22 protein-coding genes are annotated in these 22,672 nt (G+C 60.4%); 13 read left to right on the forward strand and 9 right to left on the reverse strand.

Annotated elements, in window-relative coordinates; genetic code table 11:
- Positions 1–27 precede the first annotated feature (27 nt).
- Genes HX793_RS27125 through HX793_RS27140 form a run of 4 tightly spaced genes read right to left on the reverse strand, consistent with a single transcriptional unit; the run spans position 28 to position 2,833 of the window.
- On the reverse strand, positions 28–747 hold the full coding sequence (locus tag HX793_RS27125; protein WP_033899234.1) for a PA5502 family lipoprotein: 720 nt from the start codon (positions 745–747) through the stop codon (positions 28–30).
- A gap of 37 nt (positions 748–784) precedes the next feature.
- Entirely contained in the window at positions 785–1,573 is a 789-nt protein-coding gene (gene znuB / locus HX793_RS27130; RefSeq protein ID WP_010207821.1) for a zinc ABC transporter permease subunit ZnuB, read from the reverse strand.
- Positions 1,566–2,351, reverse strand: coding sequence for a zinc ABC transporter ATP-binding protein ZnuC (gene znuC, locus HX793_RS27135; protein WP_028618647.1), 786 nt, complete (start codon positions 2,349–2,351; stop codon positions 1,566–1,568). The genes znuB and znuC overlap by 8 nt, the downstream gene beginning before the upstream one ends.
- Entirely contained in the window at positions 2,351–2,833 is a 483-nt protein-coding gene (locus tag HX793_RS27140) for a Fur family transcriptional regulator (RefSeq protein WP_025854323.1), read from the reverse strand. The genes znuC and HX793_RS27140 overlap by 1 nt, the downstream gene beginning before the upstream one ends.
- 58 nt (positions 2,834–2,891) lie before the next feature.
- Between HX793_RS27140 and znuA the strand changes: the two genes are divergently transcribed.
- Positions 2,892–3,821, forward strand: a complete 930-nt coding sequence (gene znuA, locus HX793_RS27145) for a zinc ABC transporter substrate-binding protein ZnuA (protein WP_177052871.1) — start codon at positions 2,892–2,894, stop codon at positions 3,819–3,821.
- A gap of 118 nt (positions 3,822–3,939) precedes the next feature.
- On the opposite strand, the gene HX793_RS27150 is transcribed toward znuA, so the two are convergent.
- Both HX793_RS27150 and HX793_RS27155 read right to left on the reverse strand, forming a co-directional pair.
- Positions 3,940–4,893, reverse strand: coding sequence for a homoserine kinase (locus HX793_RS27150; RefSeq protein ID WP_016978787.1), 954 nt, complete (start codon positions 4,891–4,893; stop codon positions 3,940–3,942).
- Between the two features lie 56 nt (positions 4,894–4,949).
- Positions 4,950–5,240, reverse strand: coding sequence for a DUF2782 domain-containing protein (locus tag HX793_RS27155; RefSeq protein ID WP_016978788.1), 291 nt, complete (start codon positions 5,238–5,240; stop codon positions 4,950–4,952).
- A 74-nt stretch (positions 5,241–5,314) separates the two neighbouring features.
- Between HX793_RS27155 and polA the strand changes: the two genes are divergently transcribed.
- The gene (gene polA / locus HX793_RS27160; RefSeq protein ID WP_177096703.1) at positions 5,315–8,092 is read left to right on the forward strand and encodes a DNA polymerase I; all 2,778 of its coding nucleotides are present in this window, start codon (positions 5,315–5,317) and stop codon (positions 8,090–8,092) included.
- A gap of 269 nt (positions 8,093–8,361) precedes the next feature.
- On the opposite strand, the gene yihA is transcribed toward polA, so the two are convergent.
- Positions 8,362–9,003: a ribosome biogenesis GTP-binding protein YihA/YsxC gene (gene yihA, locus HX793_RS27165; protein WP_016978790.1), complete on the reverse strand. Its 642-nt coding sequence runs from the start codon at positions 9,001–9,003 to the stop codon at positions 8,362–8,364.
- 192 nt (positions 9,004–9,195) lie between these two features.
- Between yihA and HX793_RS27170 the strand changes: the two genes are divergently transcribed.
- The 6 genes from HX793_RS27170 (at position 9,196) to HX793_RS27195 (ending at position 14,666) form a co-directional block, all read left to right on the forward strand.
- The gene (locus tag HX793_RS27170; RefSeq protein WP_177052873.1) at positions 9,196–9,417 is read left to right on the forward strand and encodes a c-type cytochrome; all 222 of its coding nucleotides are present in this window, start codon (positions 9,196–9,198) and stop codon (positions 9,415–9,417) included.
- A gap of 34 nt (positions 9,418–9,451) precedes the next feature.
- Positions 9,452–10,063, forward strand: coding sequence for a c-type cytochrome (locus HX793_RS27175; RefSeq protein ID WP_016978792.1), 612 nt, complete (start codon positions 9,452–9,454; stop codon positions 10,061–10,063).
- Between the two features lie 168 nt (positions 10,064–10,231).
- Positions 10,232–10,867 carry a thiol:disulfide interchange protein DsbA gene (gene dsbA, locus HX793_RS27180; protein WP_010207835.1) on the forward strand — a complete coding sequence of 212 codons (636 nt, stop codon included), beginning with the start codon at positions 10,232–10,234 and terminating at the stop codon, positions 10,865–10,867.
- Between the two features lie 10 nt (positions 10,868–10,877).
- Positions 10,878–11,756, forward strand: a complete 879-nt coding sequence (locus HX793_RS27185; protein WP_016978793.1) for an endonuclease/exonuclease/phosphatase family protein — start codon at positions 10,878–10,880, stop codon at positions 11,754–11,756.
- A complete protein-coding gene (locus tag HX793_RS27190) occupies positions 11,753–13,801 on the forward strand; it encodes a GGDEF domain-containing protein (protein ID WP_177096712.1) in 2,049 nt (682 codons plus the stop codon). Before HX793_RS27185 ends, HX793_RS27190 begins: the two co-directional genes overlap by 4 nt.
- A gap of 88 nt (positions 13,802–13,889) precedes the next feature.
- Positions 13,890–14,666, forward strand: a complete 777-nt coding sequence (locus HX793_RS27195; RefSeq protein ID WP_177096715.1) for an N-acetylmuramoyl-L-alanine amidase — start codon at positions 13,890–13,892, stop codon at positions 14,664–14,666.
- On the opposite strand, the gene HX793_RS27200 is transcribed toward HX793_RS27195, so the two are convergent.
- Both HX793_RS27200 and algB read right to left on the reverse strand, forming a co-directional pair.
- Positions 14,663–16,450, reverse strand: a complete 1,788-nt coding sequence (locus HX793_RS27200; protein ID WP_016978796.1) for a KinB sensor domain-containing domain — start codon at positions 16,448–16,450, stop codon at positions 14,663–14,665. The two genes, HX793_RS27195 and HX793_RS27200, sit on opposite strands and share 4 nt — an antisense overlap.
- A gap of 10 nt (positions 16,451–16,460) precedes the next feature.
- Positions 16,461–17,807, reverse strand: coding sequence for a sigma-54-dependent response regulator transcription factor AlgB (gene algB / locus HX793_RS27205; RefSeq protein ID WP_016978797.1), 1,347 nt, complete (start codon positions 17,805–17,807; stop codon positions 16,461–16,463).
- A gap of 378 nt (positions 17,808–18,185) precedes the next feature.
- Between algB and HX793_RS27210 the strand changes: the two genes are divergently transcribed.
- From HX793_RS27210 to HX793_RS27230, 5 genes are all read left to right on the forward strand, one after another.
- A complete protein-coding gene (locus HX793_RS27210) occupies positions 18,186–18,470 on the forward strand; it encodes a hypothetical protein (protein ID WP_025999928.1) in 285 nt (94 codons plus the stop codon).
- Between the two features lie 77 nt (positions 18,471–18,547).
- Positions 18,548–18,712 (forward strand): DUF1328 domain-containing protein, encoded by a 165-nt coding sequence (locus tag HX793_RS27215; protein ID WP_003170804.1) that lies wholly within the window; start codon positions 18,548–18,550, stop codon positions 18,710–18,712.
- Positions 18,713–18,714: 2 nt separating this feature from the next.
- Positions 18,715–19,182, forward strand: coding sequence for an inhibitor of vertebrate lysozyme family protein (locus tag HX793_RS27220; protein ID WP_016978799.1), 468 nt, complete (start codon positions 18,715–18,717; stop codon positions 19,180–19,182).
- 720 nt (positions 19,183–19,902) lie between these two features.
- Positions 19,903–21,234, forward strand: a complete 1,332-nt coding sequence (gltP, locus tag HX793_RS27225; RefSeq protein ID WP_016978800.1) for a glutamate/aspartate:proton symporter GltP — start codon at positions 19,903–19,905, stop codon at positions 21,232–21,234.
- Between the two features lie 98 nt (positions 21,235–21,332).
- Positions 21,333–22,562, forward strand: coding sequence for a nucleoside recognition domain-containing protein (locus tag HX793_RS27230; RefSeq protein WP_016978801.1), 1,230 nt, complete (start codon positions 21,333–21,335; stop codon positions 22,560–22,562).
- The last annotated feature ends 110 nt before the right edge of the window (positions 22,563–22,672 follow it).

Below are 22,672 nucleotides of genomic sequence, written 5' to 3' on the forward strand. Positions count from 1 at the left end.
CCACTGGGTGGGAGCGATCATCTTTTCTTACTCCGCCTTGCGCGGAATCAGCACCACCTGCGCCGGAATCTTCTTCAAGATCTGCCGGTGAATCTTCAGGTCATACCCCGAATCAATTCGCTTCACCCGTTTGGTCAGCAACGTGGCCAGCCACGGGTAATCCTGGGTGCGCGGCGCCTGGATGGTCACATCGCACTGGTAATTCACCACGTCAGTGGCGATCGCATCCAGCTGATGGCGCAGTTCTTCAATATCGGTGAGGTTCAGCGCCACCGTGGTACTGGGCGCCGCCGGGTCGATGACCTTGGCGGCGGGCTTGGCTTCGGCGGCTTTCAGGGCGGCTTCGGCTTTATCCAGCTCGGCCTTGCGGGCGTGGGTGATGGCGCTGTTGACGCCGCCGGTCAGTGCGGGCGCCTTGGGCATCAGGGCGCGGGCGCGGCTCAGGGCGGTGGCAGCGGCGTTGACGTCACCCTTTTGCAGCACGATCTGGCTGCGCTGCAGGTAGGCTTCTGCCAATTGGCGCTGATAGTTTTCCAGCGCCGGGTCGTTGGGCGACTGGGCTTGCAGTGCCGCCAGCTGGTCTTCGGCGGTGGCCAACTCGCTGCTGGCCAGGTTTTGTTCCAGCTGCGCGATGGCCGCAGCGCGTGCGTCCGGGGCCTCGGGGGCGGCGGGCGGTGTGCTTTGACAGGCGCCCAGCAGCAAGGAAAATGCGGCAAGGAGCAGATAACGGGAGGTGAACGGCTTCATTCCTGCGACTCTCTATTTGCGCAAAAAGCGAGCAAGTCTACACCCCTCGACGGGGCAGGACAAAACTCAGCAGAAACAGGGCGGCGGCCGTGACCACAATCGATGGCCCGGCCGGCGTGTCCTTGAACCAGGACAACGCCAGGCCCCCGCACACCGCAAGCATCCCCAGCAAACTTGCGCCGATGGCCATCTGCTCCGGCGAACGGGCATGGCGCTGGGCGGCGGCTGCGGGAATGATCAGCAGCGACGTGATCAACAATACGCCGACAATCTTCATCGCGACAGCAATCACCACGGCGATCAACAACATCAGGGCCATGCGCAGGCTCGGCACGGGCAAACCTTCCACCGTGGCCAGTTCTTCATGCACGGTGATTGCCAGCAGTGGGCGCCATAGGGCCACCAGCAAGACCAGCACGGCTGCGCTGCCGCCGAGAATCCAGGCCAGGTCGGTGGTGCTGATTGCCAGCAGGTCGCCAAAGAGGTAGGCCATCAGGTCGATGCGCACTTCATGCATGAAGCTCAGCACCACCAGGCCCAGGGACAGCGTGCTGGGCGCCAGGATACCCAACAAGGTGTCGGAGGCCAGCGGCTGGCGCTGTTGCAGGGTCACCAGCAGCACCGCCAGTAACAGACAGCCCACGGTCACGGCGATGGTCGGGCTGACATCCAGCAAGAAGCCCATGGCCACGCCCAAGAGCGCGGCATGCGACAACGTGTCGCCAAAATAGGCCATGCGCCGCCAGACCACGAACGAACCCAGTGGGCCCGCCACCAACGCCAAAGCCAAGCCTGCCAGCAGGGCGTAGAGCAGAAAATCAGCCATGCTTGCAGCTATCTCCATGAACGTGGGTATGAGGTGTGGCGGGATCGTCGACCACGGCGCCATGCAGGTCATGGGCGTGGTCGTGATGGTGGTGGTAGATCGCCAGGCTCTGGGCGTTCTTGCCGAACAGCTCGACGAAGGCCGGGTCGCCGCTGACTTGTTCCGGATGGCCGGAGCAGCACACGTGACGGTTGAGGCACACCACCTGGTCGGTGGTACTCATGACCAGGTGCAAATCGTGGGACACCATCAACACGCCGCAGCCATGGCGGTCGCGCAGGCGGGTGATCAGGCTGTACAACTCGGCCTGGCCGGCGACGTCGACGCCTTGTACGGGCTCATCCAGCACCAGCAGTTCCGGCTCGCGCAACAGAGCGCGGGCCAGCAGTACGCGCTGCATTTCGCCGCCGGAGATGCTTTGCACCGGGCTGTCGATCACCTGTTCGGCGCCGACTTCCTTGAGCGCTGCTTGCGCACGGGCACGGTCCACGCCCGGTACCAGGCGCAGGAAGCGCAACACGGACAGTGGCAGCGTCGGGTCCACATGCAGCTTCTGCGGCATGTAGCCGACCCGCAGCTTGGGCTTGCGCCACACACTGCCGGTGTCGGGCTTGAGCAGGCCGAGTACGGCGCGCACCAGGGTGGTCTTGCCGGCGCCGTTGGGGCCGATCAGAGTGACGATCTGCCCAGGCTCCACGCTTAGTGCGATGTTATCCAGCACGGCTTGCCCGGCGAACGTGACCCCGACCTGTTCCAGGCGGATTAACGCGTTGCTCATCAAGCCCCCTGGCAGCCCGAGCACAGGCCGACCACTTCGACCGTTTGCCCTTCGACCCGGAAGCCGACCTCGGCAGAACTCTTGATAATGGCGTCGCTGATGCTTTTTTGTTCAAGCTCGATGGCGGCGTGGCACTCGCGGCAGATCAGGAACTGGCCCTGGTGCGCGTGTTCCGGGTGGCTGCAACCGACAAAGGCGTTCAACGAGGCGATGCGGTGAACCAGGCCGTTTTCCAGCAGGAAATCCAGCGCGCGGTACACGGTCGGTGGAGCAGCGCGGCGGCCATCCTGCTCGCTGAGCACGCCCAGGATGTCGTAGGCGCCCAGCGGCTTGTGGCTCTGCCACACCAACTCCAGCACGCGACGACGTAGGGCGGTCAGGCGCAGACCCTTCTGTGTGCACAGGGTATCGGCCTCCGACAGCGCGGTATGCACGCAGTGAGAGTGGTCGTGGGGACGGCTGGCAAGCGGTGTTTTAGGCATGAGCGGCGACAGACATTTGATAGAGACGTTATTATGTTACCCGTTCCTACGCCATTGAGTGGTCATCGTGTCCCGACTTTTTCCCGTTTTTGTCGTATTTGTCACCAGTTTGTTCGTCGCGAGCGCCGCTCAGGCCGAGGTCAAGGTGCTGACCAGCATCAAACCGTTGCAACTGATTGCCGCGGCTGTGCAGGACGGGGTGGCGGTTCCTGAGGTTTTATTGCCGCCGGGTGCATCGCCGCATAACTATGCGCTACGCCCATCCGACGTACGGCGTGTGCAGTCGGTGGACCTGCTGTACTGGATCGGCCCGGATATGGAGAGTTTCCTGCCGCGCGTGCTGAAAGGTCGTACGGCTGCGACAGTGGCAGTGCAGGATCTGCCAGGCATGAAGTTGCGTCGTTTTGCCGAAGATAGCCACTCGCACGCCGATGAAGCCGACGAACACGACCACGATCACCGCCCAGGCAGCCTGGACGCGCACTTGTGGCTATCGACGGTGAACGCTCGGGTGATTGCGGCGCGCATAGCGGCTGATCTTGCCGCCGCCGACCCGGCCAATGCTGCGCGTTACCAGAGCAACGTGAAGGCTTTCGATGAGCGCCTCGATGCGCTGGATGCTCGCCTGAAAGCCCGCCTGGCGCCGATTGATGGCAAGCCTTACTTCGTGTTCCACGAAGCCTTCGATTACTTCGAAGATGCTTACGGCCTCAAGCACACCGGCGTTTTCAGCGTAGCCGCTGAGGTACAACCCGGGGCCCAGCATGTGGCGGCGATGCGTACGCGTTTGCAGGAAGTGGGCAAGACCTGCGTGTTCAGTGAGCCGCCGTTGCGTCCGCGTTTGGCTGAAACGCTGGTCTCCGGTTTGCCGGTGAAATTGGCGGAGTTGGATGCGTTGGGTGGTTACACGCCGGCTACCGCTCAGGGTTATGAGCAGGTGTTGGAGAAGCTGGGCAATGATCTGGCTGGGTGTCTGGAATCGCTATAACGGCACACTGTAGGAGCGAGCTTGCTCGCGAAAAACGTTAACGATGACGCGCTTACCCTGGATAAGCGCGGCGTTCTCGGGTTTTTCGCGAGCAAGCTCGCTCCTACAGTTAGAGGTGTTACATCGCAAATGGGAGTTGGACAGTCACGTGCTGACGCTGCACCAACCGATGCTCGAACTCCGCCGGGTCATGGATCAACACGTCCTGACCCGCAAACGACTCAGCCGCGATCAGGCGTGACAACCAGAACCGCACACAGGCCACGCGCAGCATCGTCGGCCATAACTCGGCTTCCTTGGCGGTAAACGGCCGCAGGCTCGCATAAGCCCCCAGCAATGCCCGTGCGCGCTGCCCATCGATCACGCCTTCAGCATCCGAGCACCAGTCATTCAGGGCGATTGCCACGTCGTACAGCATCGGACCGGAGCAGGCGTTGTAGAAGTCGATCAGCCCTGTAAGGTGCGTCCCTTCGAACATCGCGTTGTCGCGGAACAGGTCGGCGTGGACGTTGGCGCGCGGCAGGGCGAGGATCTGGGCCTTGTGGGCTTGGATCTCGGTCAGTGCGTCCTGCAGCAGGCGTTGCTGTGCGTCGTTCAGGTGTGAAATCAGCTGCGCGCCTTCACTGAGCATCCAATCCAGGCCCCGATCGGTTTTGCGCTCCAGCACCTTCTCGCCCTGTGTTGCCAGGTGCAGATGACCCAGCAGGTCACCCACCTGGGCGCAGTGCTGGGCGTTGGCATCCTTGATGTGCTTGCCGGCCAGACGCGGTTGCAGCAATGCCGGCTTGCCTTTCAGCTCGCGCAAGGCCACGCCGTCGGTGGTGCGCAGGGCGTAGGGCACGGGCAGGTCGGCGTCGTGGAGCACGTCGAGCAGTTCGATGAAGAACGGCATTTCTGCGACCGGGCCACGTTCGACCAGGGTCAAGACGAACTCGCCCTGCTCCAGGCTGATAAAGAAATTGGTGTTTTCACTACCGGCGGCAATCCCCTGGAAGTCGATCAGGCGGCCGAGGCCGTAAGGGGCGAGAAAGGTTTCCAGCTCGGGCCGAGCCAGGGGGGTGAACACAGACATGGTTAAAACTGCCAGTACGGGCGCCGCAGTGCGCGGCGCCAATTTAAGTTAAGAAATCATTTCCATTCGAAAATCTTCCATGATGGGATCAGCATATCCGGCTGGTCAGAGCGGATGAAGTTCGCATCGGTTCCGTCCGCGCGCACCAGGAAATACGGAGGCGCGCCCTTCGGCGTTACCTTGATTGCGTACAGGAAACCGTTCTGGCGGTACTCCTGGATGGTCTTGTCGCCTTCCGTGCGAATGGTAACTTCCGGATCGCCCCCAGGGGCACTGTCTGCCGCCATGGCAGCCATCGGAGCGAGTGCAATCAAGCCGGTCAACAGCAGGCGATTGAATGTACGCATGATAACCTTGTCCCTTTGTCGTCATTGGTCCGGCTATTCTAGCGCCTGACCCGCCGAAAAGGTTGATTCTGCTCATGAGCCAAGCACCCCTCGTCCTGGTGGACGGTTCTTCATATCTGTACCGTGCGTTCCACGCGTTGCCACCGCTGACCACGTCCAAAGGCCTGCCCACCGGCGCGGTCAAGGGTGTGTTGAACATGCTCAAAAGCCTGCGCAAGCAGTATCCGGGCAGCCCGTTTGCAGTAGTGTTCGACGCCAAGGGTGGGACCTTTCGCGATGACATGTACGCCGAATACAAGGCCAACCGCCCAAGCATGCCCGATGACATGCGCCTGCAGATCGAGCCCCTGCACCAGAGCGTGATCGCCCTGGGTTTCCCGTTGCTCTGCGTCGAAGGCGTCGAAGCCGATGACGTGATCGGCACCCTGGCGCGCAGCAGCGCGGCTGCCAACCGCCCGGTGGTGATCTCGACCGGTGACAAGGACATGGCGCAGTTGGTCGACGGGCACATTACCTTGGTCAACACCATGACCGGTAGTTCGATGGATATCGACGGCGTAAAGGAGAAATTCGGCGTCGCACCGGAGCAGATCATCGACTATCTGGCGTTGATGGGCGATTCGTCCGACAACATTCCAGGCGTTCCGGGTATTGGTCCCAAGACGGCTTCCGGCTTGCTTGTCGGCGTGAACGGCGGCATCAAAGAGCTTTATGAGCAATTGGACATCGTTCCGACCCTGCCTATCCGTGGCGCCAAGACGCTGCCAGCCAAGCTGGAAGAGCATCGCGAGAGTGCGTTTCTTTCCTACCAGTTGGCGACGATCAAGTGCGATGTGCCGCTGGATGTGGGCCTGGATGACCTGCACCTGATCGAGCCGGATCGCGAGAAGCTGCTGGAGCTGTATACGCTGCTGGAGTTCAAGAGCTGGTTTGATGAAATCCAGCGCGACGCCAAGCGTGTGGAGCTCAAGGCGGCACCTGTTGCTGAGGAAGTCGTTGAGGCAGTGGCGCCGACAGAGGCGAGCTACACCACCATCCTCGACCAGGCGACCTTCGATGTTTGGCTGAAAAAGCTCAACGACGCGAAGTTGTTCGCTTTCGACACCGAAACCACCGGTATCGACGCCCAACAGGCGCAGTTGGTCGGTGTGTCCTTCGCCGTCCAGCCCCACGAAGCGGCCTACATCCCGCTGACCCACTCCTACATCGGCGCGCCGGAGCAGTTGGATCGCGACACCGTGCTGCTGGCCCTCAAGCCGCTGCTGGAAGACCCGACCAAGCTCAAGGTCGGCCAGCATGCCAAGTTCGACATGAACATCCTGGCCAACTGTGCCATCGGTGGCGATCCGGCGAATGGCATTACCGTGCGCGGCATCGCCTTCGACACCATGCTTGAATCCTACGTGCTCAATTCCACCGCCACCCGTCACGACATGGACAGCCTGGCCAAGAAGTACCTGGACTACGACACTGTCGCTTTCCAGGACATCGCCGGCAAAGGCGCCAAACAGCTGACATTCGACCAGATCGCGCTGGAGCAGGCTGGCCCGTACGCAGCAGAAGACGCCGATATCACCTTGCGCCTGCATCAGGCGCTGTTTGGGCAACTGTCCGCCATCCCAAGCCTGGTGAGCGTGCTCACTGATATCGAAATTCCGTTGGTGCCGGTCTTGGCACGTATCGAGCGCCAAGGCGCGCTGGTCGACAAGGATCTGCTGGGCATCCAGAGCATTGAGCTGGGCAACAAGATGGTCGAGCTGGAACGCCAGGCGTTCGAGATCGCCGGCGAGGAATTCAACCTGGGCTCGCCCAAGCAGCTCGGTGCGATCCTTTACGAGAAACTCGGCCTGCCGGTGCTGAAGAAAACCGGCAAGGGCCAGGCCTCCACGGCTGAAGAAGTGCTGGCCAAACTGGCCGAAGATGACTACCCGCTGCCTAAGGTGCTGATGCAGTACCGCAGCATGAGCAAGCTGAAAAGTACCTACACCGATCGCCTGCCGGAGCAGATCAACCCACGCACCGGGCGCATCCACACGTCCTATCACCAGGCGGTGGCGGCGACCGGGCGGTTGTCCTCCAGTGATCCGAACTTGCAGAACATCCCAGTGCGTACCGCTGAAGGGCGGCGCATTCGCCAGGCGTTCGTCGCGCCCAAGGGCTACAAAATGTTGGCGGCGGACTACTCGCAGATCGAGCTGCGGATCATGGCGCACCTGTCCAAGGACGAAGGCCTGATGAACGCCTTCCGCGACAACCTGGACGTGCACACCGCTACGGCGGCTGAAGTGTTCAAGGTTGAGCTGGGCGAGGTCACCTCGGATCAGCGTCGCAGTGCCAAGGCGATCAACTTCGGCCTGATCTACGGCATGGGCGCGCAGAAGCTGGGCAAGGACATTGGCGTCGATACCAAGACGGCCAAGGCGTATATCGATGTGTATTTCGCCCGTTATCCCGGCGTGCGCGAATACATGGAGCGCACCCGTGCCCAGGCGGCTGATCAGGGTTATGTCGAGACGTTCTTCGGTCGTCGCCTGTATTTGCCGGACATCAACTCCAACAAGCCCCAGGAGCGCGCAGCGGCAGAACGCACCGCGATCAACGCGCCGATGCAGGGTACGGCAGCGGACATCATCAAGAAGGCCATGGTGCGCGTGGATAACTGGCTGACTGAGTCAGGCCTGGATGCCAAGGTGATCCTGCAGGTGCACGATGAACTGGTGCTGGAGGTGCGTGAGGATCTGGTAGCGCAAGTCAGCGAGAAGATTCGCGAGCACATGAGCGCTGCCGCGCAGTTGGATGTGCCGCTGCTGGTGGAAGTGGGCGTGGGCAACAATTGGGACGAAGCGCACTGAGTCCGAGACTCTGCCATCACCTTGCGTGCTGGCAGAGTGCTTTAGTGCGGAAATCACCGTTGGTTATTTCAAATAGTTTTTCGAACCTGCCGGAACTTAACCCGTGAACTGCTACTCAGAGTTACTGAATGGGTGGTGAAGCCCTTCAATGCTCCTATGTTGTGTTAAGTGTTGGCAGATATCTGGACCCCGCCCTAGCGGTCCGGAACTTGAACCCCGAACTTCCCCTCCCCATAAGAAGTCCGGGGTTTTTTTTGCCTGCAGAAAAGTTACTCGGCCAGTTCCGCGCCTTTGTCGGCCAGTTCCATCCAGCCTGCCAGCACCGTGTAGGCCTCTTCCAGGCCCATGCGTTTTGGCGCCGAGAACAGCTGGATGGTGATCGCATCACCCCAACCTTTGCGGATTTCGGACTGTACTTTGAGCAGGGTGTTCTTGGCTGCGCCGTAGGTCAGCTTGTCGGCCTTGGTCAGCAGGATGTGCATCGGCATGCCGCTGGCGACGGCCCAGTCGAGCATCAACAGGTCGAAGTCGGTCATCGGATGGCGGATGTCCATCATCAGAATCAAACCCTTCAAACTCTCGCGGCCACCCAAGTAAGCCTCTAGGTGACGCTGCCAGTGCAGCTTCAACGGGATGGGTACTTTTGCGTATCCGTAGCCCGGCAGGTCGACCAGACGCCGATCTTCGTCTAGCTTGAAGAAATTGAGGAGTTGCGTGCGGCCCGGGGTTTTCGAGGTGCGTGCCAGGCTGGCGTGGGTCAGGGTGTTCAGCGCGCTGGACTTACCGGCGTTGGAGCGACCAGCAAAGGCGACTTCAAAGCCCTCGTCATCGGGGCATTGGTCAACTTTGGCGGCGCTGAGCATGAACGTGGACTGTTGGCACAGACCGAGGATGGGATTCTTGAGTTGCATGAGATTTCCGATGTGGGCGGTGCCGAAAAAGGGTGCGGCAAGCGGTGTCGTTTCCGTTTCAGTAGCGCCAGTATATAATGCCGCAGATTTTGTGTGTGCTTTGTCCCAGCGAAGGATGAGGTTCACGGGAGCGATAGACCTTTATTGCGCATTAGAACGCAAAACGCTCTCAAACCCTGAAATGGTCGACGTATGACCAAGTGGTTGCTCGCTATCGGTGTCCTGGTCCCGCTTTACGGCGCTCAGGCTACACAGGATCCGGAAGCGGTGTACAACCGAGTGTGCGTGGACACGCTGGTGCATCACGTGACCCAGGGTTTCAAGGCAATGCCGCCGCGTGGTTTGTGCATGGACTGCAGTACTGAGGATTACCAGGCCATCATTCAGTTGATGGTGAGTAAACCCGGTAGATAACTCTTAAACCCCTTAGCCGTAGTTGGATTAGCTGATGAACAAACTGATCGTGAGTCTGCTGTTGACCTTGGGCATCACCGGTGTTGCCCATGCTGCAGGCGACGCTACAGCGGGCCAGGCGAAAGCCGCCGTGTGTGGTGCTTGCCATGGACCGGATGGTAACAGCCCGGCGCCGAACTTCCCCAAACTGGCCGGCCAGGGCGAGCGTTACCTGACCAAGCAGATGCAGGATATCAAGTCCGGCAAGCGCACGGTCCTGGAAATGACCGGCTTGTTGACCAATCTCAGCGATCAGGACCTTGCAGACATCGCGGCGTATTTTGCCAGCCAGAAAGGCAGTGTGGGAGCTGCTGATCCGAAACTGGTGGCCCGTGGCGAGAAACTGTTCCGCGGCGGCGACCTGGAAAAAGGCCTGCCTGCCTGCACCGGTTGCCACTCGCCCAATGGCGCGGGCATCGCCGCTGCCGGCTTCCCGCACCTGAGCGGCCAGCACGCCACCTATATCGCCAAGCAACTGACCGATTTCCGCAAGGAAGAAGCCGGGCGAGCCAACGATGGCGACGCGGCAATCATGCGCACCATCGCCCGTAAGCTGAGTGATGAAGACATTGCGGCGGTCTCTAGCTACATCCAGGGCCTGCACTAAGTTGCACGCAACGTTAACACTCGATTAATCCGTTGATGCAAGCATAAAAAGGGTGGCCCAGGCCGCCCTTTTTTGTGGCCGGTGCCGTTACACTAACGAACTCATGCCCGCGTAGACCTGTCACAACAAAGGTCGCGTGAGGCGACTTTATTTGTCCAGGAGTAAAGCATGCGTAATCTGATCCTCAGCGCCGCTCTCGTCACTGCCAGCCTCTTCGGCATGACCGCACAAGCTGCCGACGTGCCGCTTGAAGCCGGTAAAACCTACGTCGAATTGGCCAACCCGGTTCCGGTTTCGGAACCCGGCAAGATCGAAGTGGTGGAGCTGTTCTGGTACGGCTGCCCGCATTGCTACGCCTTTGAGCCGACCATCAACCCATGGGTTGAGAAACTGCCTAAGGACGTGAACTTCCGACGCATCCCCGCCATGTTCGGCGGCCCGTGGGACGCCCACGGCCAGCTGTTCCTGACCCTGGAAGCGATGGGTGTGGAGCACAAGGTCCACAACGCAGTATTCGATGCGATCCAGAAACAGGGCAAGCGCCTGACCAAGCCAGACGAAATGGCTGACTTCGTGGCCACCCAAGGTGTCGACAAGGACAAGTTCCTGGCCACCTTCAACTCCTTCGCCATCCAGGGCCAGATCAAACAGGCCAAAGAGCTGGCGCAGAAGTACGGCGTGCAAGGTGTTCCGACCATGATCGTCAACGGCAAATACCGTTTCGACCTGGGCACCTCCGGTGGTCCTGAGCAGACCCTCAATGTTGCCGACCAGCTGATCGCCAAAGAGCGCGCAGCCAAGTAAGGGGCCCGTCATGCGCCGCTGGGGTACCGAACGTGTGGTTGGCCTGCATGACCCGCAGGTCAACGAACATCACCTGGAATCCACGGGCCTGCCGGCCGACAGCCGTCTGCGCCTGCTGAGCTTCAATATCCAGGTGGGTATCAGTACCGAGAAGTACCGGCATTACCTCACCCGTGGCTGGCAGCACCTGCTGCCCCACAACGGGCGGGCCGGCAACCTGCAGAAGATCGGCAACCTGTTGAGCGACTTCGACCTGGTTGCCCTGCAGGAAGCCGACGGCGGCAGCATGCGCTCCGGTTACATCAATCAGGTCGAACACCTGGCCCAGCTCGGTGCCTTCCCCTACTGGTACCAGCAACTCAATCGCAACCTCGGGCGCCTGGCGCAGCACAGCAATGGCGTGCTCAGCCGCTTGAAGCCCTCCGCCATCGAAGACCACCCGCTGCCAGGCCCCAAGGGCCGGGGTGCGATCCTTGTGCGCTTTGGCGAAGGCCCGGAAGCCTTGGTCGTGGTGATGATGCACCTGGCGCTGGGTGCCCGCACCCGCACCATGCAACTGGCCTACATCCGAGAGCTGATTGGCAATTACAAACATCAGGTGCTGATGGGGGACATGAACACCCACGCCAGCGACCTGCTGCAAAATTCCCCGTTGCGCGACCTCGGGCTACTGGCGCCACAAGCCGAAGCCACGTTCCCCAGCTGGCGTCCGCAACGCTGTCTTGACCATATCCTGCTCAGTCCTACCCTCACACTCGAAAGTGTGCAGGTGCTGGCGCAGCCCATCTCCGATCACCTGCCGGTCGCGGTAGAGATTCGTCTGCCGGGTTCGCTCACGGCTGATGCATTGCCCGCGTTGAGTTCCGGCCCTCGCGGACCCCTTGCATGAGCGACGACGCCCAGCGCTGGAAAGAAAAATACCTTAAAAGTATCGAGCAACAAGACAAGCTCGAACGCCGTTGGGCCGCCCGTCTCGACCTGCTGCGCCGTGGACTGGTGCGCAGCACCCTGGCCGCTGAGGGCACTGACCGCGCCGTTGACCAATGCATGAAGGAAATGCGTGACGTTGTCCGCACCGATGATATGGACGCCGCCCTCGCCGCGTTGCTCCCACGTCTGGAAAAAGCTGTGCTGGATTCGGAGCAGCGCCGCGAAACCCGGGTCGACCAGATCAGCACGGCGCTGACGTCCCTGGTCACGCAACTGCAAAAGCTGCCGCTACCGCGTGAAGTGGCCCGTCCGCTAAAGACGTTCGCCAAGCAGCTAGACGGCCGAGTCAGCCAAGCGCGCGAGATTCCCTTGCTGCTCAGCGAATTGAGCGGCCTGCAAGGTCAGGCGTTGAACAACCTGGAGCCGGACGGCGAAACCCCGCGTCCGGGGCCAGGGCTTTTGCAGCGCTTGTTCGGCTCCAAAGAAGTCGTGAACGAGGCGGTGGAAAATGAACCGACGCCCCGCCCGGCCCCGCAGCCTGCGGTAGCCAAGACTGCGGCTACCGAGCCACAGCCGCCCGAGCAATCCGAGGAGCTGACGCAAGCGTTGCGCGCCTTTGCGCCACAGCCTCAAGAAACGCTCGCCCCTGTCATTGAGCCCGTAGCGCCCGCCAAGGTGGCCGAGCCCTCCAGCGAAACCTTCGTCTATGAGGCCCCGCCTCAAGCCGCACCCATTGAAACGCCAGTAGCGCGGGTCGAGCCCGAGCCTCAAGTCGAAGAGCATGCGCCGGAAAGTGCGCTAGCCGCCTTCATCGAAACGCCTGAGATTCAGGTCGAAGCGCCGGATGAGACCGTCATCGGCAGTCTGTCGCTGCCTCCGGTGCTGGAGGTCGAAGAGCCAGATCCCGACGAGCTGCAAGCGGATGGCACCTATGCCTTGCCCGACTCGCCGGAACCGTCCTACAGCTCCGTGGCCAAGCACATCGAGGACACTCTGCTCGGCTTGCTGGAGGAACTCTCGCTGCCCGAGCGCCACCGACCCCAGGCCGAAGCCATGCGCGAGCGTCTGGCCCACGGCCTGAACTGGTACGAACTGCTGCCGATCCTCGACGACCTGGCCGTATTGATGCTGGCGATCACCGACAGTGGTCAGCATGAGTTCGAGGCATATCTCAAGCAGCTCAACGAGCGTCTTGAAGCCTTCCAGGGGCACTTGCAGGTCGCCAGCGACGGACACGCCGACAGCCGCTCTGCCGCCCGCGAGCTGGACACGCAGATCCGCGAGCAGGTCGATGGCCTGCAAAGCAGCGTGCAGGAAGCTGCCGACCTGGACAGCCTCAAGCACGTGCTGGAAAGCCACCTTGAAGGCCTGCTGGGCACAATGGACGAGCACCAGCAGCAGCGTGACCAGCGCGAGCAGGAAACGGCAGCACGTCTGAAAGGCTTGGCCGAGCGTGTTGCCAATATGGAGCAGGAAGCCCAGGGCTACCGCGAGCACCTGGAGGTGCAGCGCCAGAAGGCCCTGATCGATCCGCTCACCGGGCTGCCCAACCGCGCGGCCTGGAGCGAACGCCTGGATCAGGAGGTCAACACCTGGCACCAGCGCGGCAACAACCTGTCGCTGGCGATGCTGGACCTGGATCATTTCAAGCGCATCAACGATGGCTACGGCCACCTGGCGGGCGACAAGGTACTGAAAATCATCGCCAACGTGCTGCGCAAGCGCCTGCGTCCGAGCGACTTTATCGCGCGCTTTGGCGGGGAAGAGTTTGTGTTGCTGATGCCAAACTCATCTCTGTCGGATGCGCTGGCGGCGGGCGAAGTGCTGCGCGCGGCGATTGAAGCGTGTCCGTTTCACTTCAAAGGCGAACCGGTGACCATCACCGTTTCGATGGGCGTGGCGCAGTTCCAGCCGGGAGAGCGCAGTGACCTGGCGCTCAAACGTGCCGATGAGGCGCTGTACCGGGCCAAGGCGGCGGGAAGGAACCAGGTGCAGGCCGCCTAAAAGATGTTCCATTTTGTAATTTGACGGTTGGGTCACAAAGGGTACGTTACACTGTTGCATTATCGTCTTCAGTGTAATGTCTTCCGCCATGAAATCCTTGTACTTCGCCTTTGTGTTTCTTCTGCTCGCAGGTTGCGCCAGCGGCCCGCGCCTGGACACCAGCCATCCTTCGGTGAACCACGACAACCGCGTGCAGTTCGTGATTGTCCACTACACCTCCACCAACCTTGAACGCTCCCTGGCATTGCTTACCCACGGCCAGGTCAGCAGCCATTACCTGATCGGCGACGACGCCTCCGGCACCATCTACAAGCTGGTGGATGAAAGCCAGCGCGCCTGGCATGCCGGCGAAAGCGAATGGATGGGCCGTACCTGGCTCAACTCCAGCTCCATCGGCATCGAGATCGTGAACCCTGGCTACAAGGACACCCCTACCGGTCGCTTGTGGTACCCGTACTCCGAAGCGCAGGTTAAATCCCTGGTGGTGTTGCTCAAGGACATCAGCAAGCGCAACGGCATCGACCCCAAGAACATCATTGGCCACAGTGACATCGCACCGTTGCGCAAGCTGGACCCGGGCCCATTGTTCCCTTGGAAACGCCTGGCCGATGAAGGGTTGGGCGTGTGGCCTGATGCCCAGGCCGTAGCGCGGTTCCAAGTGCAATATGCCGCGCAGCTGCCGAGCATTACCTGGTTCCAGGAAGAATTGGCTCGCCTGGGTTACCAGACGCCTCAGACCGGGGAGCTGGATGTCGCCACGCGCCATGTCATTTCGGCGTTCCAGATGCATTTCCGGCCGTCCCTGTTTGACGGCACGCCGGATGCGGAAAGTGCCGCAATCCTGCGCGCGTTGAACCGAACTTAAAGCGGCAACGCCATGTAGAACTGAGTGCCCTGCCCCGGCCGCGAATATACGCCCATGCGGCCGCCGTGCAGTTGCACGATCTCCTTGCACAGCGCCAGGCCTAGGCCGGCGCCGCCTTTCTTGCGGCCCACCTGGACAAAGGGTTCGAAGATCCGTCCCTGCTGCCCATAGGCGATGCCTTCGCCGTTATCCTCCACACTGACAATCACTCGCTCACCATGACGGCGTGCCTGGAGGCGAATTTGCCCACCGGCTGCGGTGTGGCGCAGGGCGTTGGCCAATAGATTGTCCAGTACCCGCTCGAGCTGTGCCTGGTCTGCATACAACCGGGGCAGGTCGGATTGAGCTTCTACCAGTAATTCGATGTTCTGCGCATTGGCCGGTTCGACGAAGCGGGCACGGGCATGTTCCAGCAGGTCAGTCACATCGCACGGGCCCAAGGTGAGTTTCTGCAGGCCGTTCTGGTAGCGAGAGAAGTTGAGCAGGTCGTTGATCAACTGCATCAAGCGCTGCATCTCTTCATTGACCGTATCCAGCAGGTCCGCTTCACGTGACTCGGCCGGGAACTTCGCACGCTCGCGAAACAGCCCGAAGGCCATGTGCATACCGGTCACCGGCGTGCGCAGCTCATGGGAGGCGCGTAACACGAACTCGCTGCGTACTCGCTCGAAGGCGCGTTGTTCGGTGACGTCGTGCAGCACCATCACTGCGCCAAGGATATGCCCCTGGGTATGGCTGACCGGGGTCAGGCTGTAGGTCAGCAGGCGCAATTCACCCTCGACCTCCACTTCCAGATCGTCCGGCGCCCGCTCCAGGTTACCGCCGCGCAGGACCAGTTGAAGTTGTTCATCCAGCTCGGGGCGTGCCAGTGCTTCGCCAAGACCTTGACCGAGGCGTTCCTCGTCCCAGCCCAATTGACGTTGGGCCACGGGGTTGAGGTGTTCCAGACGGCCTTGGCGGTCAATCATCAGCAGGCCATCGTCGATGCTGTCGAGTACAGCTTGCAGACGTTGTTGGCCGGCCAGCAACTCATCGACATTGGTTGCCTGATGCTGGCGCAACGCTTCGGCCATGATGCCGAAGCGGCGTGTCAGCTGGTTCATTTCTGCTGCGGACGAAATCGGCAGCGTCACTTCGAAGTCGCCCTGGCCGATTTTGTCGGCAGCTTTGGCCAGCGCCTCGATCGGCCCGCCGAAACGCCGGGCAATGCCATGGGCGGTCACAAACCCGATGATCAGCACGGCGAGCCCCACCAACCCCAGCAACCCGGCGATCAATAGCGCACGTTCGCGGGATTTGTGCTCGCTGTTGCTGATGTTCTCCAACGCCTGCTTGTGTTCGTTGATCAGGCCGTTGCGCAACGTATTGAAGGTTTCGGTGAGCTTTTCCTTGGAGCCTGGAGGAGGCGTCGGTTGCTGGGATTCGTCAAAGGCGTCCAGCAGATCCTGATACTGGCCTCGGGCCTCACTGAACCCCGTCCCGCGATCGTCGCGCTGCTCATGGGCGATGCCCTGGTCCAGTAGGTCGAAGTAGCGTTGCTTGGAGGCTTGCAGTGCCTTAGGGTCGGGGCGTTCCTCCAGCATCATGATCAGTTGATCGCCCAAGCTCTGGCGCAGCTTCAGCCCCAAGTCCAGCGTGATGAAGTTGCTGCGAATCAGGGATTCCTGTGTCTTGGCCATTTGCATGACGCTGACCAGGCCCAGGATCAAACCCAGCAGGGCGACGGTGATCAACGCTGAGATACTCAGGAACAGCCGAGTGCGCAGCTTCATCGCTAACTTCATAAGGTGCAGCTCACAGGTTGTACTGTTTGCGTTTGCGGTACAGGGTCGACGCGTCGATGCCCAAGGTACGGGCGGCCTGATCCAGGGTGTCGCTGGTGGCGAGCACGGCACCGATATGGGCTTTTTCCAACTGATCCAGGCTCAGCGCCGCGCCGATGCGTGGGGCGTTGTTGCCAGGCTGTTCGGCCATCCCCAGGTGGGTGATCTCCACCTTCTCTTGCGGACAAATGATACTGGCGCGCTCCACCACGTTGCGCAGTTCGCGGATATTGCCCGGCCAGCGGTAGTTGAGCAGTGCTTCGCGCGCTTCATCGCTGAAGCCACGTGCCGGTCGGGCGTATTCCTTGACGAAGCGCGCCAGGAAGCGATCGGCCAGGGTCAGGATGTCCTCACTGCGCTCGCGCAGCGGCGGCAAGTGCAAGGTGATCACGTTAAGGCGGTACAGCAAGTCTTCGCGGAAGCGGCCGTCGCGGACCATGTCTTCCAGGTTCAGGTTGGTGGCGGCCAGGATACGCACGTCGGCACGGCGAGTGACCGGATCGCCGACGCGCTCGTATTCCTTGTCCTGGATAAAGCGCAGCAACTTGGGTTGCAATGTGAGGGGAAAGTCGCCGATTTCATCGAGAAACAGCGTGCCGCCGTCTGCCTGGTTGACGCGGCCCAAAGTGCTTTCACTGGCACCGGTAAACGCACCGCGGCTATGACCAAACAACTCGCTTTCCATCAGTTCTGCCGTCAGCGATGGGCAGTTGATGGTGACGCAGGACTTCTTCGAGCGCTTGCTCCAGCCGTGGATGGCGCGGGCGAGTTCGCCTTTACCGGTGCCGGATTCACCCAGGATGAGAATGTTGGCATCGGTGCCGGCCACCTGGCGCGCGGTTTCCAGCACCACCATCATTGCCGGGCTGTGGGAGTCGAGGCCGTCTTTGGGCTGGCGTACTTCGCCTTCTAGGGCTTCAAGGCGCGCGGAGAGTTGGCGTACTTCCAACTGCTTGGCGGTGGCGAGGCGCAGTTGATCAGGGCTGCAAGGCTTGACCAGGTAATCGGCAGCGCCGGCCTGGATCGCATCAACGGCGGTATCAACTGCCGAGTGGGCGGTCACAATCACCACACGCATCCACGGCGCCTGGATGCGCATCTGGGCCAGCACATCCAGGCCATTGTCTTCGCCCAGGCGCAGGTCGAGGAAGCACAGGTCGAACACCTGGCGCTGCATCAAGGCATCGGCCTGAGCGGCGCTGTTCGCGGTGGCTACGGTGTAGCCTTCATCTTCCAGGCAATAACGGAAGGTGCGGAGGATCGCGGATTCGTCATCCACTAAAAGAATGCGGCCTTGAAGTTCCTTGGCTGATTCCATCTGTCCCGCGCTCCTTAAACTATGAATGATGGTGTTTAGTCCCGGAATAATCGGGCAAGTTGCATGGTTTATTCTGATCGATAAAAGGCAGCGTCGTGCAGCTATCTGCATCGTTACCTACAAAGCCCCGGCTGATGGCGTTTTCATGCCGTCTTGCCACTTCGGCAACACTCATTTCGTTTTCTATCCATTGATCCGACCGCTGGCCATCGTGCATTTCGCACGGCGCTCAGAGAGGCATCGTGCAGGATGCTGGGGGTCAACCCAATCGATAATATTCAACTCATTGATTTTATTGATTTTTATTTTGTAAAAAAGCTGGCATGCACTCTGCAATATCTCTCCCAACGAATAATCAAAATGCGGGAGAACAGCAGCATGACTCGCCAAAGCCTCAGCCAATTGCGTGTATCGCCACTGCGCTTGCAACAAGGTCTGTTTGCCAGTCTGGCCCTGATGGTCACGCTGATTGGCGGCCAGCAGATGCAACATTGGCAGCAGAGTCAGCAGCAGATCCCCCAGTTTGAACGTCCTTTCATGACCCAAACCCATTTCCGTTCCGTTGGCAGTGTTGCTGCCGATGCAACAGCCCCGCAGTTGCGGATGGTTGACCAGGAGTCCGCCCTGAGTGAACTGCCATCCCAAGAGCGTTGGGTGTTCTAGGCACCAACAGCCGTTCGCATTGAGCGGCTGCACGGCACTACCGCTGTTACCCCTATAAAAGCATAAGGAGAATCACCATGTTGAGTTGGGCAATCACATTTCTGATCATCGCCATTGTGGCTGCAGTCCTGGGCTTCGGTGGTATCGCGGGCACCGCCACGGGTATCGCAAAAATTCTGTTTGTGGTCTTCCTGGTGATGTTCATCGCTTCCTTCTTCTTTGGTCGTCGCGGCCGAGGCTGAACATGACCACTTTGTCCCTTAAAGCTATTGCTGCCGCCCTGCTCCTGGGCGGCAGCGGCTTGGCGATGGCCGCCAATGACGGCCAGTCCCGGGCCAACGAATTGCTCAGCGCGGACCCGCAATACCGCGAAACCTGGCAAGGCGTGGTGAAGAAAGAAGAACGCTTGCCGGAATGGGTGATGAACCTGTCGGGTACAGCCGAACAGATGAACGCCGTGGAAGAAGATGGCGACAAGTATTTGGTCGGGCCACTCTGCGAAACCGCTGACACGTGCCTGAACAAACGCCTGATCGTTGCCTTCAGCCTCGACAAGGAAGATGCCTACGCCATGTTGGTGGAGGTCCCGGCCGGCCTGCCGGCGGATAAGTCCCCGACGCGCCATGCGGATTACCGCTTCATTGGTAAACCGGATGAAGGCATGCAGAAGTTGCTGATGGAGCAACTGAAGAAAGATCCGAATTGGTATTAGGTTCCGTCTGACGCGTCTGTCGTCTGCGGAGCTTGCGTCCATAGAAAGAAGCCCCCTCGCTTCTTTCTGTTTGCATCGCTCGCCAAGGGCGGTGCATGACCAAGGGGCCGGGTTGCTCTGATCAATCGGGATCGGCGTGACCTACGGGTACAGGGAGTGCCTGCGCAAGGGCCGGGTCAGGCGAAAAGCTGCGACGCAGGTTCACAAGCTCATGGCTTGCTGAACTTGCGGCGGGCTTATTGCTCTTTTGTTATGCCTTCCATAGTCGAATATTTCCCTTCTGCTTGTTCAGAACCATTTCTTGGTATGTCCGGTCGACCATCTATCGATAAATTTTGGCCGGGCCTATAGGACATTTCCGACATTAAACGCTGGAATTTCCAGGCATTTTTGCCAGCGCTTCAAAGACGTCCGGATTCTCTGAGCGAGCCGGGTTTGGCCGGTTCACGGCATATTTGTCGGACAAAATGTCACATTTGAACTGACCGTTCGGACAGTTATTATAGAAAAAGGCCATGCCGATTCGGCATAGGGTAGGCGTTTACGGCATTAGACGTCGCTCCCTTGCATGGGAATAGTTGCGCCTTTTTTCGCCTGCCAGTAAGCCATTTCGGCCACGCTGCGGTGACCTTCCATGGAGGCAGATGCACACACTTTTTCGCTCTCGAGCGTTGCAGCTGGCGCATTTGCCTTAAGTTCACTTGAAGTAAGGGTAATGACATGAAGAAGGCAAAGCTAAGCCTCGCCTGGCAGATCCTCATCGGTTTGGTGCTGGGGATCGCAATCGGTGCAGTGCTCAACCATTTCAGTGCTGAAAAGGCCTGGTGGATCAGCAATGTGTTGCAGCCAGCGGGCGATATCTTTATCCGCCTGATCAAGATGATCGTGATCCCGATTGTGATCTCCTCGCTGATCGTCGGCATTGCCGGGGTCGGTGACGCGAAGAAGCTCGGGCGTATCGGCGTCAAAACCATCCTTTACTTCGAAATCGTCACCACCATCGCCATCGTGGTCGGCCTGTTGTTGGCCAACCTGTTCCACCCAGGCGCCGGCATCGACATGAGTACCCTGGGTACTGTCGACATCTCTAAGTACACTGCCACCGCCGCCGAAGTGCAGCATGAGCATGCGTTCATTGAGACAATCCTCAACCTGATCCCGTCGAACATCTTCGCTGCCGTCGCCCGTGGCGAAATGCTGCCGATTATCTTCTTCTCGGTGCTGTTCGGCCTGGGCTTGTCGAGCCTCAAGCCTGAGCTGCGCGAGCCGCTGGTGACCATGTTCCAGGGCGTGTCCGAGAGCATGTTCAAAGTCACCCACATGATCATGAAGTACGCCCCGATCGGCGTATTCGCACTGATCGCCGTGACCGTCGCCAACTTCGGCTTCGCCTCCTTGCTGCCGCTGGCCAAGCTGGTGATCCTGGTTTACGTCGCCATCCTGTTCTTTGCCTTTGCAGTACTGGGCCTGATCGCTCGCCTGTTTGGTTTCTCGATCCTCAAGCTGATCCGCATCTTCAAGGATGAGCTGGTCCTGGCCTACTCCACCGCCAGCTCCGAAACCGTGCTGCCGCGCGTGATCGAGAAGATGGAAGCCTATGGCGCGCCGAAAGCCATCTGCAGCTTCGTGGTGCCGACGGGTTACTCGTTTAACCTCGACGGTTCGACCCTGTACCAGAGCATCGCAGCCATCTTCATTGCCCAGCTATATGGCATCGACCTGTCGGTCGGCCAGCAGTTGATGCTGGTCCTGACCCTGATGGTCACCTCCAAAGGCATCGCTGGTGTGCCGGGCGTGTCCTTCGTGGTGCTGCTGGCAACCCTGGGCAGCGTGGGCATTCCGCTGGAAGGCCTGGCGTTCATCGCCGGTGTCGACCGCATCATGGACATGGCGCGTACCGCCTTGAACGTGATCGGCAACGCCCTGGCCGTATTGGTCATCTCCCGTTGGGAAGGCATGTACGACGACGCCAAGGGCGAGCGCTACTGGAACTCGCTGCCGCACTGGCGCAGCAAGGACGCCGCGCCGGCCGCCCAAGCGACCCGCAGCTGATAGCACAACAGCTCTAAGGCAAACCCCGGATCATTCCGGGGTTTGTCGTTTCTGCCAGCCCCGCTATCATTCGCTCCATTCTTCGGGGGATTCAACTGATGCTCAATGGCCTGTGGCTTGGCTTCTTTGTCGTGGCAATGGTGTCGGCACTGGCGCAATGGCTGGTCGGCGGTAACGCCGGAATTTTCGCGGCAATGGTCGAAAGCATTTTCGCCATGGCCAAACTGTCGGTGGAAGTCATGGTGCTGCTGTTCGGCACCCTGACCTTGTGGCTGGGTTTCTTGCGCATCGCCGAGAAGGCCGGAATCGTCGATTGGCTGGCCAAGGCCCTCGGCCCGCTGTTCCGCCGCCTGATGCCGGAAGTGCCCGCCGGCCACCCTGCCATCGGCTTGATCACCCTCAACTTCGCCGCCAACGGCCTGGGCCTGGATAACGCGGCCACGCCCATCGGCTTGAAAGCGATGAAGGCGCTACAGGAACTCAACCCGATCCCCAACACCGCGAGTAACGCGCAGATCCTGTTCCTGGTGCTCAACGCGTCCTCGCTGACGCTGCTGCCGGTGACCATCTTCATGTACCGCGCCCAGCAAGGCGCGGCGGACCCGACGCTGGTGTTCCTGCCGATCCTACTGGCGACCAGCGCCTCAACCCTGGTCGGCCTGCTCTCGGTGGCGATCATGCAGCGCCTGCGGCTGTGGGACCCGGTGGTGCTGGCCTATCTGATTCCGGGTGCGCTGGTGTTGGGCGGTTTCATGGCGTTGTTGGCCACGTTGTCCGCGACGGCGCTGGCTGGCCTGTCGTCGATCCTGGGCAACCTCACGCTGTTCGGCTTGATCATGCTGTTCCTGGTGATCGGCGCGTTGCGCAAGGTCAAGGTGTACGAGGCATTTGTCGAAGGCGCAAAAGAAGGCTTCGACGTGGCCAAGAACCTGCTGCCCTACCTGGTGGCGATGCTGTGTGCCGTGGGTGTGTTGCGCGCTTCGGGCGCTCTGGATTTCGGCCTGGAAGGCATTCGCCATGTGGTCGCCTGGACCGGTATGGACACACGCTTTGTCGATGCCTTGCCGACTGCGATGGTCAAGCCATTTTCCGGCAGCGCTGCGCGGGCGATGTTGATCGAGACCATGCAGACTCAAGGTGTGGACAGCTTCCCGGCACTGGTGGCGGCGACGATCCAGGGCAGTACCGAGACCACCTTCTATGTGTTGGCGGTGTATTTCGGCTCGGTGGGCATCCAGCGCGCGCGGCATGCCGTGGGGTGTGCGTTGTTGGCGGAATTGGCCGGTGTCGTTGCTGCTATTGCGGTGTGCTACTGGTTCTTTGGCTGAGGCTTACACCCAAACCTGTAGGAGCGAGCTTGCTCGCGAAGAACGTATCGGCAACGCGGGCTGGCTGATAGCGCTGCGTTATCGTTGACGATTTTCGCGAGCAAGCTCGC

The sequence above is a fragment of the Pseudomonas reactans genome (assembly GCF_013387025.1).
Taxonomy (GTDB): Bacteria; Pseudomonadota; Gammaproteobacteria; order Pseudomonadales; family Pseudomonadaceae; genus Aquipseudomonas; species Aquipseudomonas reactans.

Coding starts and splice junctions, on each gene's coding strand:
- HX793_RS27185 (WP_016978793.1), top strand. CDS start 10,878: ATGCGCCGCTGGGGTACCGAACGTGTGGTTGGCCTGCATGACCCGCAG.
- HX793_RS27170 (WP_177052873.1), top strand. CDS start 9,196: ATGACCAAGTGGTTGCTCGCTATCGGTGTCCTGGTCCCGCTTTACGGC.
- HX793_RS27210 (WP_025999928.1), top strand. CDS start 18,186: ATGACTCGCCAAAGCCTCAGCCAATTGCGTGTATCGCCACTGCGCTTG.
- polA (WP_177096703.1), top strand. CDS start 5,315: ATGAGCCAAGCACCCCTCGTCCTGGTGGACGGTTCTTCATATCTGTAC.
- HX793_RS27140 (WP_025854323.1), bottom strand. CDS start 2,833: ATGCCTAAAACACCGCTTGCCAGCCGTCCCCACGACCACTCTCACTGC.
- dsbA (WP_010207835.1), top strand. CDS start 10,232: ATGCGTAATCTGATCCTCAGCGCCGCTCTCGTCACTGCCAGCCTCTTC.
- HX793_RS27190 (WP_177096712.1), top strand. CDS start 11,753: ATGAGCGACGACGCCCAGCGCTGGAAAGAAAAATACCTTAAAAGTATC.
- HX793_RS27150 (WP_016978787.1), bottom strand. CDS start 4,893: ATGTCTGTGTTCACCCCCCTGGCTCGGCCCGAGCTGGAAACCTTTCTC.
- yihA (WP_016978790.1), bottom strand. CDS start 9,003: ATGCAACTCAAGAATCCCATCCTCGGTCTGTGCCAACAGTCCACGTTC.
- HX793_RS27155 (WP_016978788.1), bottom strand. CDS start 5,240: ATGCGTACATTCAATCGCCTGCTGTTGACCGGCTTGATTGCACTCGCT.
- HX793_RS27125 (WP_033899234.1), bottom strand. CDS start 747: ATGAAGCCGTTCACCTCCCGTTATCTGCTCCTTGCCGCATTTTCCTTG.
- znuC (WP_028618647.1), bottom strand. CDS start 2,351: ATGAGCAACGCGTTAATCCGCCTGGAACAGGTCGGGGTCACGTTCGCC.
- HX793_RS27175 (WP_016978792.1), top strand. CDS start 9,452: ATGAACAAACTGATCGTGAGTCTGCTGTTGACCTTGGGCATCACCGGT.
- HX793_RS27220 (WP_016978799.1), top strand. CDS start 18,715: ATGACCACTTTGTCCCTTAAAGCTATTGCTGCCGCCCTGCTCCTGGGC.
- algB (WP_016978797.1), bottom strand. CDS start 17,807: ATGGAATCAGCCAAGGAACTTCAAGGCCGCATTCTTTTAGTGGATGAC.
- znuB (WP_010207821.1), bottom strand. CDS start 1,573: ATGGCTGATTTTCTGCTCTACGCCCTGCTGGCAGGCTTGGCTTTGGCG.
- gltP (WP_016978800.1), top strand. CDS start 19,903: ATGAAGAAGGCAAAGCTAAGCCTCGCCTGGCAGATCCTCATCGGTTTG.
- HX793_RS27215 (WP_003170804.1), top strand. CDS start 18,548: ATGTTGAGTTGGGCAATCACATTTCTGATCATCGCCATTGTGGCTGCA.
- HX793_RS27200 (WP_016978796.1), bottom strand. CDS start 16,450: ATGAAGTTAGCGATGAAGCTGCGCACTCGGCTGTTCCTGAGTATCTCA.
- HX793_RS27195 (WP_177096715.1), top strand. CDS start 13,890: ATGAAATCCTTGTACTTCGCCTTTGTGTTTCTTCTGCTCGCAGGTTGC.
- HX793_RS27230 (WP_016978801.1), top strand. CDS start 21,333: ATGCTCAATGGCCTGTGGCTTGGCTTCTTTGTCGTGGCAATGGTGTCG.